The organism is Pseudomonas sp. xss_2 (assembly GCF_043104195.1).
Taxonomy (GTDB): domain Bacteria; phylum Pseudomonadota; class Gammaproteobacteria; order Pseudomonadales; family Pseudomonadaceae; genus Aquipseudomonas; species Aquipseudomonas urmiensis.
Genome location: NZ_JBICKL010000049.1, coordinates 222,133 through 237,772, shown reverse-complemented (window position 1 = coordinate 237,772; position 15,640 = coordinate 222,133). Strand labels below are relative to the sequence as shown.

Sequence of the window (15,640 nt, the reverse complement as noted above, 5' to 3'; positions counted from 1 at the left end):
TAGCAGGGTGATCGTTCGGGAGTGTTTTTCAGCGGATGTCGCCGATGCTTACGTTTAACTGCTGTGGGCCTGCGCGAATACGCTAGAGTTCGCCTTCCAGGCGAGCACGGAGCAGGAACATGGCCCAGAACATCTACGACAACAGCGATTTCTTCGCAGGTTACAGTCAATTGCCGCGTCAGGTGCTCGGCCTGGACGGTGCGCCTGAGTGGCCGGCAATCCGCGCTTTGTTACCTGAGCTTGGCGGCAAGCGGGTGGTCGACCTGGGCTGCGGCTTCGGCTGGGCCTCGCGCTGGCTGCGTGAGCAGGGTGCAGCCTCGGTGCTGGGCTTGGACATTTCAAACAATATGATCGAGCGAGCCCGTCGTGACACCCAGGATCAAGCTATTGAATACCGCATTGCCGATCTGGAGACGCTGCAACTGCCGCCTGCCGCATTCGAGCTGGCCTACAGCGCGTTGACCTTCCACTACATCGAGGACTTCGCCCGCTTGCTGCGCACCCTTCACCAGTCCCTCACCCCGGGTGGGCACCTGGTGTTTACCTGTGAACACCCGATCTACATGGCTGCCGCGCATCCGCACTTCAGCCTCGACCAAGACGGGCGCAAGACCTGGCCGGTCAATGGCTACGCGCAAGAGGGCGAGCGGCGTACCGACTGGTTCGCCAAAGGCGTGCTGAAGTACCACAGGACCCTGGCCAGCACCCTCAATGCCCTGATCGAAACGGGGTTCCAGATCAGCCGGATAGAGGAATTCGCCCCCAGCAGTGAACAGGTAAGGGCCATGCCGGCACTGGCCGAAGAGCTGGAGCGACCAATGATGTTGCTGGTTGCAGCCCAGCGCGGATGACGGGCAGCAGGTGTGGTGGTGGCAACACGGGCCTGTTCCTGGGCAAGCTGATCCTACAGGAACCCCGTTGACCTCGAAGCCAGCGCGGTACCTGTGGGAGCGGGCTGGTCGGGGCGCCGAACCGCCGCGAAGGGCTGCACAGCAGCCCCATAACAGCTGGTCCCGCGATGAGGGCAGATGAAACCCTACCAACAACCAGCAATCAGAAACGCATATCCATCGCCACCTCGAATGTGCGCGGCGCACCCATGTAGTACTGCAAGCCATAGGCCTGCTTGGCATACACCTCATCGGTCAGGTTGCGCACCCGCGCGGTGATCGCCGTGTGCTCATCCAGGCGGTAGCGGGCAAACGCGCCGAACAAGGTGTAGGCCGGCGCCTTGAGGGTGTTGGCGTTGTCGGCATACACCGAGTCGACATAGCGGCCATCCACCCCGGCCGACCACGCCGGGCTGAAGCTGTAGGTCAGCCACAGGTTGGCAACGTTGGCCGGCACGTTCACTGGCGCGTTGCCTTTGCGCGAGACCGACACGCCGTTGACCGCTTCGTTGAACTCATCGTACTGCGCATCGACATAGGCATAGTTGGCCTCGGCGAGTAGCTTGGGCGTGACCTGAAAACGGCCGGACAACTCGATGCCACGCGAGGTCTGTTGGCCAGCTTGCACGGTCAGGTTGGGGTTGCTCGAGTCGCGTACGGCAAAGTCCTTGCGCACGATCTGGTACAGCGCCACGGTTGCCGCACCGCGGCCATCGAGGAAGTCGAACTTGCTGCCCGCTTCCCACTGCTCGCCTTTGGACAGGTCGAACAGGCCGACGTTGGAGTAGGTCGCCCCGGCCAGTGAACCGGCCGGCAGGTCGGCGGCGGTGCTGTACTGCACGTAGACGCTGGCGCTTGGGGTCAGTTCGAAGGTCAGGCCAATGCGCCCGCTCAGTGGCTCCCAGCGGCGTTCGAAGTAGGCCGGGCTGGTTGGCGTGACGGCGCCATAGTCGCTCACCTGCATATCCAGGTAGTCGTAACGCAGGCCAGTCAGCAGGGCCAGGCGATCGGTCAGTTGCAGACGGTTCTCGGCGAACAGGGCGCGGTTGGTGACCTGGTGGTGACGCTGCTTGGTCAAGCCGGCGTTGACCCCAGGAATATCCTCGAAGCTGCCGGGGTCGAAGTGGTCCGGGTCGACCACATCACTCCAGCTGCCGGAGGCTGGGTAGAGATCCTGGCGCATGCGTGAGTAGTCCAGGCCAACTGCCCATTGGCTGGCCAGGCCGAACAGGCTGTTGTCGTGCCGCAGTTCGATACGATCGCCTAGCACGGTTTGCTCGTGGCGCTGTAGATAAGGGCTTGAGCGCAGTACGTTGCCGTCTGCGTTGTAGCTGTAGCGCTCGAGGTTGCGGTAGTCGCGTTGGGCGTCGTAGTGATAGAGGGTGTTCTGCACGCTGGTGCTGTCGCTGATCTGATAGTCGAGGATCGAACGCAGCCAGCGCACCCGCTGCTCATAGCGCCCGTCGGCGACGTTGTAGTTCTCGAAGCGGCGGCTGTTGTCGATCTTCATCGTGCTGCGACCTGGCAGAATCGGCGAGCCCCAGTAAGGGCTGCGTTCCTTGTCCTGCTGGTACTCGAAGGCGAGGGTGTGGGTCAGGTTAGGGTTCAGGTCGCTGAGCAGGGAGATCGCCAGGCTGTCGGTGTCGCGTTCATTGCGGTCGATGTAGCCGTTGCTGTGGCCACGGCTGAAATCCAGGCGCAGGAAGTGATGGGCATCTGCCGGGTTGCTGGCCAGCGCCTGGTTGATGCCAAAAGCGACTTCCGAGTCATCGAAGCTGCCATAGCGAATCCGCCCATCGATGATCTGCTCATCGCGGCTGGCCAGCTTGGTGATGTAGTTGATCGAGCCGCCCACGGCGCCTGCGCCATGCAGGAACGATGACGGCCCGCCGATCAGCTCGACCCGGTCGATCACCCAGGCGTCCACCGGCCGGGTGGCGCTGCTGTAGCCCAGGTTGATGCCGTTGTAGAGCTGGGTGACCTGGTTTTGGGTAAAGCCGCGGTAGGCGACGAAACCGCCGTAACCGGGGTTGGCCGAGGCGTTCACGCCGGTCATGGCGTTGATCACGTCCTGGGTGTCCTTGGCCCCACGCTCTTCGATCACGCGCCGGTCCGAGACACTCACCGAGGCCGGCGTTTGCCGGGCGGTCAGGCCCAGCTTGGAACCGGTGCGGATCGGTTCGTCCAGTTGCACCCCGGAAGGCGCGGCGCGCTCGGCATCGATGGTGGTGGCGCTGAGTTCAACGGGCGAGTGGTCCGCCCAGGCGACGGTGCAGGTGCTTGCCAGAAGCACCAGGGAGGTATTACGGATCATGTTGTTGTAGGTTCCACGCAAAGGTCATGGCTGACCGCACGCGCACGGGCAAGCGTACCCGAACGGGGTCAGACGAAGGTTGCAGCTGCGAGGAATACGGCGGGGGAGGCGCGGGGATTGATGGCAGGACGTAGGTAGCGCGGTGGCGGTTGTGCCCAGCTGCGCACGACGATGGGTGAAGGGGCATTGCCCTGCACTCGGCTGAACGACCAGCCGCTGCTGGTCAGCGGCACGGCGAGGGCGAACGAGGAGCACACCGGGCAGTCGAGCTGGGCCATGTGCTGATCGCCGCCGGCGTGATCCAGGTCGATGGCCGGGCCATGTTCGCTGGTGATCGAGCAGAAACCACCTTCCAGCCCAGCCAGGCGCAAGCCGCTCATCTGGCCGTGGTGCAGGCCGCACAGCAATAGGCTGAACAGAACGCTGGCATACAGCGCCCAGGCAGTCAGCGAACGCGTCTGGCGGGTGGTTTTCATGGCGAGGAATCTACCATTTGGGTGGATTCTATGGGCGCTGCAATGGGTGTGGTCGATTGTCGCAGTTGCTGTGCAGCCTGCGCTGGCCTAATCGCGGGACAAGCGCGGATCAATCTATCAGGCGGCCCGCTCCAGCACATCCAGCAAATCGACGAACTCGCGCGACAACTTGTGCCCCGGCGCCAGGTGCACCAACGGCACTGAGGCCTGGTGCGACTCACGCATCTTGATCGAAGTGCTCAAGTACACCGGCAGTACCGGCAGCCCTTCAGCGCGCAGTTGATCGACCAGAGTCTGGTGCAACGCCGTGCGTGCGGCGAACTGGTTGACCACGATCCCTTCGACGTGCAGCGCGGCGTTGTGGTCCTGGCGCAGCTCCTCAACCTCGGCCATGACGCTGAGCAGCGCCTGGCGCGAGAAGCTGTCGCAGTCGAACGGGATCAGCAGCCGCTCGGCCGCCAGCATGGCGCTGAAGGTGTAGAAGTTAAGCGCAGGCGGGGTGTCGATGTAGATCCGCTCGTAGTCGTCCGACAGCGCCACCAGCAACTTGCGCAGCTTGTTGATCTTGTACTTGCTTTCAAGCTTGCTCTGTAGCTCGGCAAGGTCAGGGCTGGCGGTGATCAGGTGCAGGTTGGGGTAGCGCGTCTCGGTGATGGCGACGCGGTTCTTCTTGCCTTCTGGCGTGGCGCACAGGGTTTGGCGGAAGAAGTCGGCAATGCCCGCTGGGATGTCGTCGTTGGCCAGCCCGGTCAGGTAGTAGGTGGCATTGGCCTGGGAATCGAGATCGACCAGCAACGTCCGGTAACCCTCGCCAGCGCTGGCTGCAGCCAGGTTGCAGGCGATGCTGGACTTGCCGACGCCACCTTTCTGATTGAATACGACACGACGCATGGTGCAGTTCATCCCTGAGATGCGCCGCTCGGGCGGCGCGCTGAAATGTCAGATCAGGGACAATCCTATGAAGGAAACATGACAGTTTAAAGACAGGGCGCGCGGGCGAAACTGCAATGCGCGTCATTGTTTGTGTTTGAAACAGTAAATCTTATAGCGCAATGCAAAAAAGGCGAGTACGCAGGATCCAATGTTGAAAAGCAATAGGGGTATGGAAAAAACAATGTTGCTATCCGTAGGGAGTTTGGTAGAGGGGCCGCAGAGGTGTTCAGGGTGAATGGAGAATAACAAGCAGAGGTACGTGTAAATGGTAAGGGCGGCGGTGAGTAGCATACAGCCGCTGAGCCACTTCATGCGTGCATGGCACTCCGTGAAGTGGACTTTAATGTAAGAGTCCCGGTCGGGTCTGCACTCGGACTTGTCCAGAAGATTAGGGATTGCAAAGGCGATGATGCCAGTGCTCACGAGCATCATGATGATACGTAAGCCCAATTTTTCATAGGCGCACCATATGCCTGCGGCGGAAAAAGCGGTGGAGCCAAAGTCCCAAAGGAATATAAAGTATGAATTGATGCCTGCTAGTATGTTCATGGCAAAGTCGCTGTCAAGTATCGAAGGAGGTGCGGGTCCAGTTTTTCCAGTTCTCGTCGACGAACTGTCCAAGTTTATTATTTTCGATAAACTCCCGGGGGATAACGTATTCGGAGTCGGTTTCGTCACGAATTTTCTGTATGATTTTGCTGTGCAGAGGGGCAATATTTTTGAAAATTTCATACTTCGCACGTTGGGCTTTTGCATGTTTGACAATTGCCATGCATAATTCTGCTCCAGCGTTCATTCCTTTGGCGTTGGTTGCCACGGCACCGCCCAAAAAATAGCCGATCCTAGGACCGTAGAGTTCATAATACAAATGGAGTAGTCCTGCCGAGATACCACCAGTGATGGTGGGCGTGAAACGGGAGGAAATGATGTGGTTTGTATATCGACTAATGGATTCCCCGAGCAGGGTCAGGTCTTCAGTAGCGTTGTAATGTCTTTTGTTTCCAGGGACGGCGACGAAGCCGCCGGGATACATTATGTCAATGCCGGAATGGGACAGGACTTGGTCGAAAAACTGGTCGGGAATCCGCGGGGAGATAATTTTTTTGATGAGTGGGTAAGATGTGATTATCAGATTGCTGTTGACTTCCTTGGCTTTCTTGATACGACTCAGTGAGTCGAGGCCTGCGTCGATTTTTATAACAGCAGGTACCGTGTGAATGGTTTTCGATATTTTTTCAATGGCGCGAGTAAAGTCCCCTCCATAATTGCTCATGTTGATTGAGTATGCACAGGTGTGCTTACGTTGATAGGCGGTTTTGCACAGGGTGCTGGCAAATTCAATATGACGATCTAGGTCGTTGCTGTCCAGAAGTATCTTTCGCGTGTCAGCCTCGATGATGTTGAACCCTAGCTTAGCTGCTTCTTCGCACCGCTCAAAAAATGCGTTGTTTGGCAAGCCGAGCCGTGGCTTAACCGAAAAGCCCAGGAGTGGGCTGTATTGATCGAGTTTGAATTTAGCTCTTATGGTGTTGGGTGTGGATTGTTTTGATTGAAGTGAGGTGTCGAGCTCGGGCCAGGTGATTTGCGTAATGTGAATTTTCTTGATAGATGAATTTGAGATGCTGAACATATCCCCAATAATGGAATCAATGAGGTGTGTTTCGCCTCCGTGAGAGAAGGGGAAGTATTTTGAGGGTATTTTGAAATTAAAGAAATATTCATTGTCTTTGATGTGACTTATTCTGTTATGGGCGCGCCAGGGGTTCAGGCTGTCACGGATGTCGGGGGTCAGTTTGTTCAAGCTATCCTCTGCGTAGTCCTGATAGCTGCCTGACAGAATGTTTTGTCGAAATGTATTGAAAATATTATCAGCTGGGCCGGTTGCTTTATCAATGAGGTCGATAATGCCGCTGATGGTTATATCGTGCATTAGTTGAGGTCCGGGTCGATCAGGTTAGTGATTTCAAATGCAATGAAGGCGCTGTCAGGGGGTGGATTGAGTATGGCTTGTGCCTGCCGCATAGCATCCTCAAAAGAGACTGCGGTAGGTAGGATTTTTTTATAGTCGCCAATCATCTCGAAGGCTTGCTCAATTGACGTTGAGTGAATGACTTTGTTTATTGTCCCCCATAGCGTACATGATGTATTGTAGCCCTTGCGAAGCTCGACGCACTTCCCTGGGAAAACATGCCGGGTGGTAAACTGCCCTCGATGACGACGCAGTTCCCATGTTTTATTTTTGTCTCGGAACCAAAGGAAGGGGGCTTCGGACAAGGGTACAAACAGCCTGTCAACTTCAAAGGTTGCTTTAGTTGGCAAGCGCTTCCAGTAATAGACCTTTTCGGATCGGATGCGGGAGGGGAACCATTCATCTTGAGAGGGAGGGGAATGATAGGCGCCTCCCCACGATGTACGCGGTGCCTGCTGGAAGCCAGAGTCGATAAGGAAGTCTCTTTGTGGCTTGGCTCCTAGCGCTTGAGTTCTGATGATTTCGATGTGTTTGGGGGCGTTTGGCAAGAGGCAAGGGATCGCTGCTATTGTTTCTTGTATCAATAATGCACCCAATCCCATGTGTTTGTAATTACGATCTCGTGCGATTCGACTCACCCAGATCAGTCCCAGCTGAGTCTTAAACAGATGGCGCACATCACTGGGCATGCTCGACCAGTGGGTGAGGTGTAGGTTTAGTTGGTCAGAGAGTGCAGGGTCAATATAGTATCTTCCTTTGGGGTTGCCAAAGTTTAGCGTGTCTAATATACAGCATCCGACAATGTTCTCTTTATCTTTTACTGCAAAATAAATTCCTCGATTCGGCGGGGGTAAATAGTGTTCGTTGAGGAGGATAGCAAGACAGGCGCGCCTGTCGCGCTCGCTAGTAACTATAGTGAAGGTGAGTGAGTGTGAAGTATGTGGGGTCTTGATTTTTTTGCTATAAGGTGGATAGAGCTGGATCTTCATGCCCTGAGCCTCAATATAGATTACTTTCTTCTCGCTGACGTGGAGGGTCGCATTGGGCTGCTTGATGATTTCCTTGTAGGCTTTGGTCAGGCCAAAGGGCAGTGGAATTTCACCGTGGTTGGTTATGCGCAAAATCCGTCTGTTGGTTTGGATGTTCATCTGCATAGAGTTCTTCCAATGAGATCCTGGTCCCGTGGCGGTCCGCTGCAATAATGAAGGTAGCATTGAAATGCCATTATGGACACTCGATTCGTGCCCGCCTGTAGGGATGGATCAGTGGGTCGAAAAGAAATCCATGCTTTGAAATGTGCGTGAGGGAAATGTGCAAGTGGGGACGAGAATTTGGTAGACACCCTAATACATGGGTCACATATTGCATCTGCCGTTCTGAGAGCCTTGCTATGTACAGGGTATAAGAGCAGTCAAGGCGCGGAAGTTGATGCGACGCTGACCTGATTACGCCCACCGCGCTTAGCCGAATACAGCGCCCGATCTGCCCTGCTTAGGGTATTGGCCAGTTGCTCATCGCCACTGGCATGCCACTGCGCCACACCCAGCGAAACGGTCACCGCGCCAACCGGAGCAATTGCGCTGTCTTGTACGCAGATTCGCAGCCGTTGGGCGACGGTACTGGCGATTTCCAGCGGCGCGCCGGGCAGCAGTATCAGGAACTCCTCACCGCCTGTACGGCACAGCACATCACCTTCGCGGCAGCAGCGGCGCATCAGCTCGGCCAAGCGGCGCAGCACCTGGTCGCCAACATCGTGGCCAAACTCATCGTTGATCCGTTTGAAGTGGTCGACATCCATCACGATGACCGAGAAATCACGCCCTTCAGCCTCCAGCAGCGACAGGCTGAACTCCAGGCTACGGCGGTTGCCCAGCCCGGTCAGCGGGTCGGTCTGGGCGTCGCGGTTGAGCCGGCCGATGCGCTCTTGCAGCAAATTGAGACCAAACAATAAGGCGCGTTTGAGCTCGGCAGCTTCGAAGTACCAAGCCTTGACCCGGTGCAGCCGCTCTGCGGTTTCGGCGCGGTCCAGTGCCCGCGCGCCGGCGGCCAATTGCCAGAGCGGGCGGGTGATGGTCAGCGCCAGCCACCACAGCAACAGGCTGCCGACCAGCGCCAGCGGGACAGAGATGAAGATCACATTGAGGATCAGCTGGCGCAGCGGCGCTATGGTTTGCGCCAACGGCTGTTGCGCCACCACGCCCCAACCAGTGCTGGGCACCGTGGCAAAACCGGCTAGCATCTGCACGCCGACGCTGTTGGTCAGCTGACGGGTACCGTCCTTGAGGGTGGCGAGTTGGTCGATCAGTTCATTGCCACTGACTACCGTACCCACCCGCTGCGCATCAGGGTGATAGAGCAGGCGCCGGTTGCGGTCGACCACATAAAGGTAGGAGCCATCCTGGTAATAGTGCTCGCCGAGCAAGCTATTGAGGATGTTGTGCTCGCGCAGGTACAGACTGCCGCCGACATAGCCCAGGTAAGTGCCTTGGCTGTCGAACATCGGCTGCGACAGCGCCACCACCAGATTGTTGGCTGATGACAGGAACGGCGTGGAGACCAGCGCCCGGCGCTCACGCAATGCCTCTTGCGAGCCTGGAGAATGAACCTTGGCGCCGAGCAAGTGGCGCAGTGAGGCGGGCGACACCGCGCGCAACACGCCTTGTGCGTCGATGACGAACGTTGAGTTGAAGGCGCTGCTTTGGCGCAGCAAACGTTCAGTTTCTGCCAGCAGCGCTGCCTTGTGGTTCAGTTGCAGCGCTTGAACCCCAGCGCTGAAACTCAGCTGTTGCAGGCCATTGCCCATAAAGGTGTCGGTAATCGCCGCAAGCTTTGCGGCATACACCCGGTTGGACTCCAGTGAGTGGTCGATCAACAGCTGGCGTTGCACCCGGTAGCTGGCGAAGTAACTGGTCAGCAACATGAGCACGGCGGTAAGCGCCGAGAGCACGAGGATGAGTGTGCGCAGATCCAGGCGCAGTCCTTTTTTGGCGTGTGGCAATCCTGACCTCACTGACAGGCAGAGCGAGCAATAACCTTACTCGCTCTGCGCCATCGCAGCTACGTGAACGGTGAAACGGGAACAAACTGACGGGGCGCGTGAACAGCGGCTTTCAGAAAGCTCCCACGTCACTGGCTCTGGTTCAATTCATCTTCCACTTGCTGCATGCGCTCCTGCGCCAGCGCTTGGACCTTTTCATCCCGGGCACTTTCGCGCATCAGCCCGGTGAGCTTCTCGCTCAGCCGCTTGCCCTCGGCAGTTTCCCCCAGTGCCTTGGCCTTGGCTGGATCCTGGGTGGCCTGGACGATGGTGTCGAACTCGGCATCGCTGAAGTTCTTTTCGCTGTACAGCTTGAACAGGTCGTTACGCTGGTCTTCGACGGTCAGGTGTTTGCGCAGCACGACCTTGATGTGCTCTTGCGGCACCTGCGGATGGGTCATGGCGAGCAACGCGGCCATGCGGCCGATGTTGTGCTCGTAGGCATCCTGCAGGGGCAGGTTGGCAAGGATCTGCTCTTCACGAGTCGGTTTCTGGTCGCAAGCGGCGAGGGCGCCGAGCAGGAGCAGGGGCAGCAACAGTTTGGGCAGGCGGATCATCGACAGGCAGGCCTTGGGCGCGGGAGAGGCGGCCAGTTTACCGGTTTTTTCCTCGCTAGCAGCACACGCCAGCCTGTCGGAATCAGGGCTTTTTTCCGACTTTGATTAAACGCATGGTTTTTGACACGACCTGCCCGCATCCACCTGAATAGACCAGCAATCAGAGGCTTAGGCCCTTGTCTGGCAATCGGGGAGAAACGTTATGAAAAGGTGCATGGTGCAGGGCGACATGCTTGCAGATCGCACGTGCGAGCAGTATCCGACGGTTACGTTGTGCGAGGCGTGCATTCGCGAGGACGAGCAGTCAGGGCCAAACCGGCAAATTCTTGTAGTCGAAGGCGCCAGCGACGGCGCGCTCGATGACACCTGTGAATGGTGCGGCCACCCAGCATGAGCCCAACCATTTTCGGTGGCGCTGGCGGTGCGCGGCTGATCGCCAGGCAGGGCCCTCAGCGCTCGGTGCTGTTCGTTTCTGCAGGCCTGCTGCAGCCGAAAAAACGCGATCACCCGCTGGCGCGGCGGCAACTGTACTTGAACTACGGTGCCCTGGGCCTGGCCACGTTGTGTGAGGTCAATGGCCTGGATACGCTGATGGTGCATGGCGAGCATGAACACCCCTCGTCGCTGGTGCAGCGCCTGCACCAGCAGGGGCGGATCAGTGCCGATACCCAGGTGCTGCTGTCGATCCCAAGTTTCTATGCCCTGGAGTGGTCGCGTCTGTTCTGCGAGGCAGTCAAGCGTGCCGACCGGGGGGCACGGATTGTGGTCGGTGGGCGTTGGGTCACAGGTCCGGACAAGGCTTGGCTGCAGGGGTTGCTGCCGCAGGCGGATCTGATTGTTCAGGGGGTAGGCGAGGCGCTCTTGCCCAGGCTGCTGGATTTCCAGGGGCAATGGCAAGCGCCCGCTGATTGCGGTCTAAATCATCGCCTGGTCGAGGGTTTTGCACGCTATCAGCCAAGCATTGAAACCTCTCGCGGCTGTGGCCGCGGCTGCGCGTTCTGCGAAGAACGAGCGATACCACTGGAAGACCTCAAGGCGCCAACGCTGATCGTCAAGGAGCTGCAACGCATCATCGCCGCCTATGGTGATCAAACGGTGCGTCCGTACTTTCAATCATCCTACCTGGTGCCTAAGCGACGCTGGGCCGAGCAGCTTGCCGATCAGGTCCAGCGCGCGGGCATCGACGTCGCCTGGCGCTGCGAAAGTCGGGTCGACAGCGTCAAGCCCAACGCGGTGGCTGCTCTGGCGGCGGCCGGCATGAAAGTGATCGACCTGGGGCTTGAGTCGGCCTCGCTGCAGCAGCTCAGGCACATGAACAAGGCGCCTGAGCCAAGGCGCTATCTCGACGCGGCCAGCGAGCTGCTCGAAACCTGCGCCAGCCACGGCATCTGGGTCAAGCTCAATGTGCTGCTGTATGCCGGGGAAACGGCGCGCACCCTGGATGAAACGCGGCGCTGGCTGGATGCCCATGCCCAGTACTTCAAAGGCCTGTCGGTGGGGCCGGTGGTGGTCTATGGGCCGAACAGCCATTGCGCAGATTTTCTACAAGAGCTGCGTGTGCTCGGCGCATCGCCGGTCGACCCTGCCAGTGCCCAGGCCGGTGGCGTGACCCAGATGCACCTGAGTGCTGAGCTCAGTTCCGAGCAGGCCGAGCTTGAGAGCCTGGCATTGTCCAGGCGCTACATGACGCAAAGCGACTACTTTGATCTGAAGTGTTTTTCCTATTACCCACGCGATTACAGCCATGCGCAGTTCGAACGTGATGTGGCCGCCTGTGATGTATCGCGGCTGCCTTTTCGCCTGCCGGCGTGATTGGCACGCTACGGTTTGATTGATTAGCTAAGGATGAGCCCATGTACGAGAAAGATGTCAAAGACTATGCCCGCGAGCAGGAACAGCGGGTATCGCGGTTGGAATACCGGGTGGTATCGCACAACGACGGCCGTTCTGGCGGCCGCCAGAGTCTGATGCGCGACTATGCAAGGATTCTCTATTCTTCGTCGTTCCGTCGCCTGCAAGGCAAAATGCAGCTGCTGTGGATCGATGCCGGGCGCTTCAATCGCAATCGCTTGACCCACAGCCTTGAAGTCGCGCAGATCGCCCGCTCGATCGCCAGCGACCTGGAGCTCAAGGACACGGTGGTCGCCGAAGCCGCAGCGCTTGCCCACGATATCGGCAACCCGCCGTTTGGCCATCACGGTGAAACCGTGCTCAATGAGCTGTGCCAGAGCTGTGGCGGCTATGAAGGCAACGCCCAGGCGTTTCGCATTCTGCGCACGCTGGAGCGCAAGCACCATGCCTATGACGGGCTGAACCTCAATGTCCGCACCCTGATGGGGGTGACCAAGTACTTCCATCTGCGCCAAGACGACCCGAAGAAATTTCTCTATGACGACGATCATGCGTTTTTAACTGGCGAGCTGGCCAAGCACGATGTGCAGATCGTCAAAAGCATCGATGCCGAAATCATGGATTTGGCCGACGAGATCGCCTACGCCGCGCATGATCTGGAAGACGCCTTGAGTTTCGGGTTGATCAGCCTTGGCGAGATCCTGCACGAGTTCAAGATCAGTGAAAAGTTTTCCGACGCCTACGACACGATCGAGCGCCTGGCCAAGGAGGTCCAGAACGATGCCATGCAGGCTCGCCGTTCCGGGTCGTCAGAGGAATACGCCATGGTGTTGAAGAAGGAATTGACCTCCAAGATCGTCAATACCCTGTGTGAAGATATCGGACTGGTCGGCGGCAAACTTGGCTACAAGCAGCACGGTAAACTGGCCGAGGGCCTGAAGAAACTGCTGTTCAAGGCCATCTTGCGCAAGAAGGACGTGCAACTCTACGAAAAGCGCGGCGAGCAGGTTATTCGCAAGCTGTTCGAGGTCTATACCGATGAACGCTACAACAAGGACAACATGCTCCTGCCGCCAGAGCTGCGCTCGGTCCAAGGGGACCGCAAACGTCTAGTGACTGACTATATCGCCGGCATGATGGACCTTTACGCCATGCAGGAATACGAGCGGTATTTCGGCAAGGGCAGCCTTGATGGTTATTACTTCAAGTAGGCGCCAACCAGGGCCGCGGTGCTGCCTGGAATCAGGTGATTTGCCAAGGCCCTGCCAATCGCGTAGAAAACCGCCTTTGCCCACGGCCTAGAGTGCAATGAAAAGCTGGACGATCACCTCGGTAAACCCTGATGCCATCGATGAGGTAGTGTCCTTTGTCGATAGCGCCCGCCGTGCGCTTTTTCCCATGCTGGCGGGAGCACCACTGCCTGCCGACCTCGCGCGTTTTGCCGCAACTTACCTGGACGGCGACGGCCACTTTCTGATCGCTCGTGACCAAGCTCGCTTGGTCGCAGCCATTGGCTATCTGCCTTACGACCAGCGCTTTGCCCAACTCGATTATCGCGGGGTGAACACGGTTGAGATCGTCAGGTTGTTCGTCCTGCCGGACTATCGCCGCTGTGGTCTGGCTCAGGCGCTGTTCCAGGCGTTGCGCGAATGCGCGGTGAACGCCGGGGTCGAGCTATTGTACCTGCATACTCATCCGTTCTTGCCGGGGGCGATCAGCTTCTGGGAGCGCCAGGGGTTCGCGATAATCGATGTCGAACAGGATCCGCTTTGGCGTACCACCCATATGCAGTTGTCGCTAAGCTAGCGCTGCTTCAGAACCCACCCGTCAAAGGGAACTCGACCGCCAAGCGAATCTGATCGGCATCCAGCTCGGCCTGCGCGGTATTGCCCCGATGCACGTTGTGACGCAGCGAGAAGGCAGTGCCTTTGGCCTTGCCACTCTGCACCACATAGCGCGCCTCCAGATCACGCTCCCAGTGCTTGCCGCCCTTGCCATAGCCCAGGTACGCATAGCCGCCATGCTGATCGACATGGCTGCCATCGATATCGAAGCCGCGTACATACAGCGCGGTCAGGTTCAGCCCGGGCACGCCATAGGCGCCCATGTTCAGGTCATAGCGCGCCTGCCACGACTTCTCGTTGGGGGCGTTGAAGTCGGACAGCTGCACGGCGTTGCTGATGAAGATCGCGCCGCGGGTGACATAGTCGAACGGGGTGTTGCCATCGACCTGCTGCCAACCGAGGCTGAAGCCGTGCGGCCCGTGGTTGTAGCGCGAGACCAGGCTCCAGGTGGTGTTGTCAATCTGCCCGGAGAGGGCTTTGCCGGTGTCGCTGGTGCGATACAGGTTGAGATCCAGGCTCAGGCTGCGCCGATCATCCAGGGCGTGGCTGAGGGTGCTGCCCAGGTAGTGTTGGTTCCAGCTGTCTTCATAGCGCGAAGTGTAGAGACTGGCGCTGACTGCGCTGCTCGGGTTCCACACCGCACCGGCCAGGTCGAAGCTGTTGCCCTTGCGTGCATTGGAATAATTCACCACGAAGCCTTGATCGTGACTGGAGGCGTTGCGGTCGGTACTTTCGGTGAAATGCCCGGCGACCAGCTTGAGGGTGTCGATCTCGTTGCTGGTGAGGAACAGTCCGGTCGCGGTCTCGGGCAGCAGGCGACTGTCTGAGGAGCTGAAAACGGGCGTCTTGACTCGCTGCTCGCCGTAGGACAGCACTGTGTTGGACAGGCGCAGCTTGAGCGCCGCGCCGCCACGGCTGTACTCGTTCTTCGGGTGGCCCTGGTTGTCCACGCCCAGCAGGCGCGCTTTGCCGGCGCGGCCGCCGCCGCTGTCGAGCTGCACGCCGAGGTAGGCATGGGCATCGACGCCGACGCCGATCAGGCCTTGGGTGAAGCCGGACTGCACGCTGCCCATCAGCCCGTAGGCCCATTCCTCGGCTTTACCGTTACGTTCGCTGCGCGGCTTGTAGGCGTTGCGCGCGCTGCTGTTGCTGCCCCCATGACGGTAGTCGCGCTGATCGAACACGCTGCGGTTGAGCAGGCTCCAGGTGCTGTCTTGGACAAAGCCGTTGGACTGCGACTGGGCAGACTCAGCCGCGGCCAGGGCGCTGATGCCCAGCCAGGGCAGCGCCAGGGTCATACGTAGCAAAGGGCTCATTGACCGGCCTCCAGTTTCTCCAGTTGCACCTGCAGGCGGGCTTTGGCGCGGGCGGGGAGGTTGTCTGGCAGCGGCTGGGTATGCCCGGTCGGCTCGCCGACCTGGATCAGCATGACCATGCCCATGGCCAAGTGTGGAATGCACTGGATGCCGTACAGCCCCGGTACCCTGAAGGTCTGCTCGACGGGCTGGTTGAGCTTGCTCTTGAACGGCTCGGCACCGGTGGGCAGCAGGGTGGCGATGGTGGCTGCGTTGTGCCCGTTCTGGGTAGGCAAGAAGCGCACGCTGTCGCCCGGCGCGATGTGCAGATGGTCTGGCTCGTAGACCATTGCGCCGTCGGCGCCACGGTTGAGCATTTTCACTTCATGGACTTCAGCCAAGGCCTGCGGGGCGAGCAGGGCGCTGGACAGCAGCAGGGCAAACGGGCGCAACAGCATGGCGAGAACTTCCAGG

The 15,640-nt window shown here is 58.8% G+C and carries 14 protein-coding genes; 5 read left to right on the top strand and 9 right to left on the bottom strand.

What is annotated here, in order from left to right:
- Positions 1 to 119: 119 nt before the first annotated feature.
- Positions 120 to 851, top strand: coding sequence for a class I SAM-dependent methyltransferase (locus tag ACF8K2_RS12285; protein WP_392465036.1), 732 nt, complete (start codon positions 120 to 122; stop codon positions 849 to 851).
- Positions 852 to 1,053: 202 nt separating this feature from the next.
- On the opposite strand, the gene ACF8K2_RS12280 is transcribed toward ACF8K2_RS12285, so the two are convergent.
- From ACF8K2_RS12280 to ACF8K2_RS12250, 7 genes are all read right to left on the bottom strand, one after another.
- Positions 1,054 to 3,204 (bottom strand): TonB-dependent receptor, encoded by a 2,151-nt coding sequence (locus ACF8K2_RS12280; RefSeq protein WP_392465035.1) that lies wholly within the window; start codon positions 3,202 to 3,204, stop codon positions 1,054 to 1,056.
- 68 nt (positions 3,205 to 3,272) lie between these two features.
- Positions 3,273 to 3,680 carry a DUF2946 family protein gene (locus ACF8K2_RS12275; protein ID WP_186553395.1) on the bottom strand — a complete coding sequence of 136 codons (408 nt, stop codon included), beginning with the start codon at positions 3,678 to 3,680 and terminating at the stop codon, positions 3,273 to 3,275.
- 117 nt (positions 3,681 to 3,797) lie between these two features.
- The gene (locus tag ACF8K2_RS12270) at positions 3,798 to 4,571 is read right to left on the bottom strand and encodes a ParA family protein (RefSeq protein ID WP_392465033.1); all 774 of its coding nucleotides are present in this window, start codon (positions 4,569 to 4,571) and stop codon (positions 3,798 to 3,800) included.
- 604 nt (positions 4,572 to 5,175) lie between these two features.
- Complete coding sequence (locus ACF8K2_RS12265) at positions 5,176 to 6,543, bottom strand: hypothetical protein (RefSeq protein WP_392465032.1); 1,368 nt, start codon at positions 6,541 to 6,543, stop codon at positions 5,176 to 5,178.
- Entirely contained in the window at positions 6,543 to 7,736 is a 1,194-nt protein-coding gene (locus ACF8K2_RS12260; protein ID WP_392465030.1) for a hypothetical protein, read from the bottom strand. The genes ACF8K2_RS12265 and ACF8K2_RS12260 overlap by 1 nt, the downstream gene beginning before the upstream one ends.
- A 257-nt stretch (positions 7,737 to 7,993) precedes the next feature.
- Positions 7,994 to 9,580 carry a diguanylate cyclase gene (locus ACF8K2_RS12255; RefSeq protein WP_392465028.1) on the bottom strand — a complete coding sequence of 529 codons (1,587 nt, stop codon included), beginning with the start codon at positions 9,578 to 9,580 and terminating at the stop codon, positions 7,994 to 7,996.
- 128 nt (positions 9,581 to 9,708) lie between these two features.
- Positions 9,709 to 10,176 (bottom strand): hypothetical protein, encoded by a 468-nt coding sequence (locus ACF8K2_RS12250; RefSeq protein WP_392465027.1) that lies wholly within the window; start codon positions 10,174 to 10,176, stop codon positions 9,709 to 9,711.
- A gap of 229 nt (positions 10,177 to 10,405) precedes the next feature.
- Here ACF8K2_RS12250 and ACF8K2_RS12245 point away from each other — a divergent pair, with 229 nt between their 5' ends.
- The 4 genes from ACF8K2_RS12245 to ACF8K2_RS12230 all read left to right on the top strand — a co-directional run bounded on the left by ACF8K2_RS12245 (position 10,406) and on the right by ACF8K2_RS12230 (position 13,833).
- Positions 10,406 to 10,570 (top strand): hypothetical protein, encoded by a 165-nt coding sequence (locus tag ACF8K2_RS12245; protein WP_312154135.1) that lies wholly within the window; start codon positions 10,406 to 10,408, stop codon positions 10,568 to 10,570.
- The gene (locus ACF8K2_RS12240) at positions 10,567 to 11,988 is read left to right on the top strand and encodes a B12-binding domain-containing radical SAM protein (protein ID WP_392465026.1); all 1,422 of its coding nucleotides are present in this window, start codon (positions 10,567 to 10,569) and stop codon (positions 11,986 to 11,988) included. Before ACF8K2_RS12245 ends, ACF8K2_RS12240 begins: the two co-directional genes overlap by 4 nt.
- Before the next feature lie 41 nt (positions 11,989 to 12,029).
- Positions 12,030 to 13,238 carry a dGTP triphosphohydrolase gene (gene dgt, locus ACF8K2_RS12235; protein ID WP_392465025.1) on the top strand — a complete coding sequence of 403 codons (1,209 nt, stop codon included), beginning with the start codon at positions 12,030 to 12,032 and terminating at the stop codon, positions 13,236 to 13,238.
- Between the two features lie 97 nt (positions 13,239 to 13,335).
- Positions 13,336 to 13,833 carry a GNAT family N-acetyltransferase gene (locus tag ACF8K2_RS12230; RefSeq protein ID WP_392465023.1) on the top strand — a complete coding sequence of 166 codons (498 nt, stop codon included), beginning with the start codon at positions 13,336 to 13,338 and terminating at the stop codon, positions 13,831 to 13,833.
- A gap of 7 nt (positions 13,834 to 13,840) precedes the next feature.
- Here ACF8K2_RS12230 and ACF8K2_RS12225 read toward each other — a convergent pair whose 3' ends face one another.
- Complete coding sequence (locus tag ACF8K2_RS12225; RefSeq protein WP_392465021.1) at positions 13,841 to 15,187, bottom strand: OprD family porin; 1,347 nt, start codon at positions 15,185 to 15,187, stop codon at positions 13,841 to 13,843.
- Positions 15,184 to 15,624: a pseudoazurin gene (locus ACF8K2_RS12220; protein WP_392465019.1), complete on the bottom strand. Its 441-nt coding sequence runs from the start codon at positions 15,622 to 15,624 to the stop codon at positions 15,184 to 15,186. Before ACF8K2_RS12220 ends, ACF8K2_RS12225 begins: the two co-directional genes overlap by 4 nt.
- Positions 15,625 to 15,640: the final 16 nt, after the last annotated feature.

What these genes read in the sequence shown, in the direction of transcription:
- ACF8K2_RS12285 (WP_392465036.1), top strand. Translation starts at nt 120, where the DNA reads ATGGCCCAGAACATCTACGACAACAGCGATTTCTTCGCAGGTTACAGT.
- ACF8K2_RS12280 (WP_392465035.1), bottom strand. Translation starts at nt 3,204, where the DNA reads ATGATCCGTAATACCTCCCTGGTGCTTCTGGCAAGCACCTGCACCGTC.
- ACF8K2_RS12275 (WP_186553395.1), bottom strand. Translation starts at nt 3,680, where the DNA reads ATGAAAACCACCCGCCAGACGCGTTCGCTGACTGCCTGGGCGCTGTAT.
- ACF8K2_RS12270 (WP_392465033.1), bottom strand. Translation starts at nt 4,571, where the DNA reads ATGCGTCGTGTCGTATTCAATCAGAAAGGTGGCGTCGGCAAGTCCAGC.
- ACF8K2_RS12265 (WP_392465032.1), bottom strand. Translation starts at nt 6,543, where the DNA reads ATGCACGATATAACCATCAGCGGCATTATCGACCTCATTGATAAAGCA.
- ACF8K2_RS12260 (WP_392465030.1), bottom strand. Translation starts at nt 7,736, where the DNA reads ATGCAGATGAACATCCAAACCAACAGACGGATTTTGCGCATAACCAAC.
- ACF8K2_RS12250 (WP_392465027.1), bottom strand. Translation starts at nt 10,176, where the DNA reads ATGATCCGCCTGCCCAAACTGTTGCTGCCCCTGCTCCTGCTCGGCGCC.
- ACF8K2_RS12245 (WP_312154135.1), top strand. Translation starts at nt 10,406, where the DNA reads ATGCTTGCAGATCGCACGTGCGAGCAGTATCCGACGGTTACGTTGTGC.
- ACF8K2_RS12240 (WP_392465026.1), top strand. Translation starts at nt 10,567, where the DNA reads ATGAGCCCAACCATTTTCGGTGGCGCTGGCGGTGCGCGGCTGATCGCC.
- dgt (WP_392465025.1), top strand. Translation starts at nt 12,030, where the DNA reads ATGTACGAGAAAGATGTCAAAGACTATGCCCGCGAGCAGGAACAGCGG.
- ACF8K2_RS12230 (WP_392465023.1), top strand. Translation starts at nt 13,336, where the DNA reads ATGAAAAGCTGGACGATCACCTCGGTAAACCCTGATGCCATCGATGAG.
- ACF8K2_RS12225 (WP_392465021.1), bottom strand. Translation starts at nt 15,187, where the DNA reads ATGAGCCCTTTGCTACGTATGACCCTGGCGCTGCCCTGGCTGGGCATC.
- ACF8K2_RS12220 (WP_392465019.1), bottom strand. Translation starts at nt 15,624, where the DNA reads ATGCTGTTGCGCCCGTTTGCCCTGCTGCTGTCCAGCGCCCTGCTCGCC.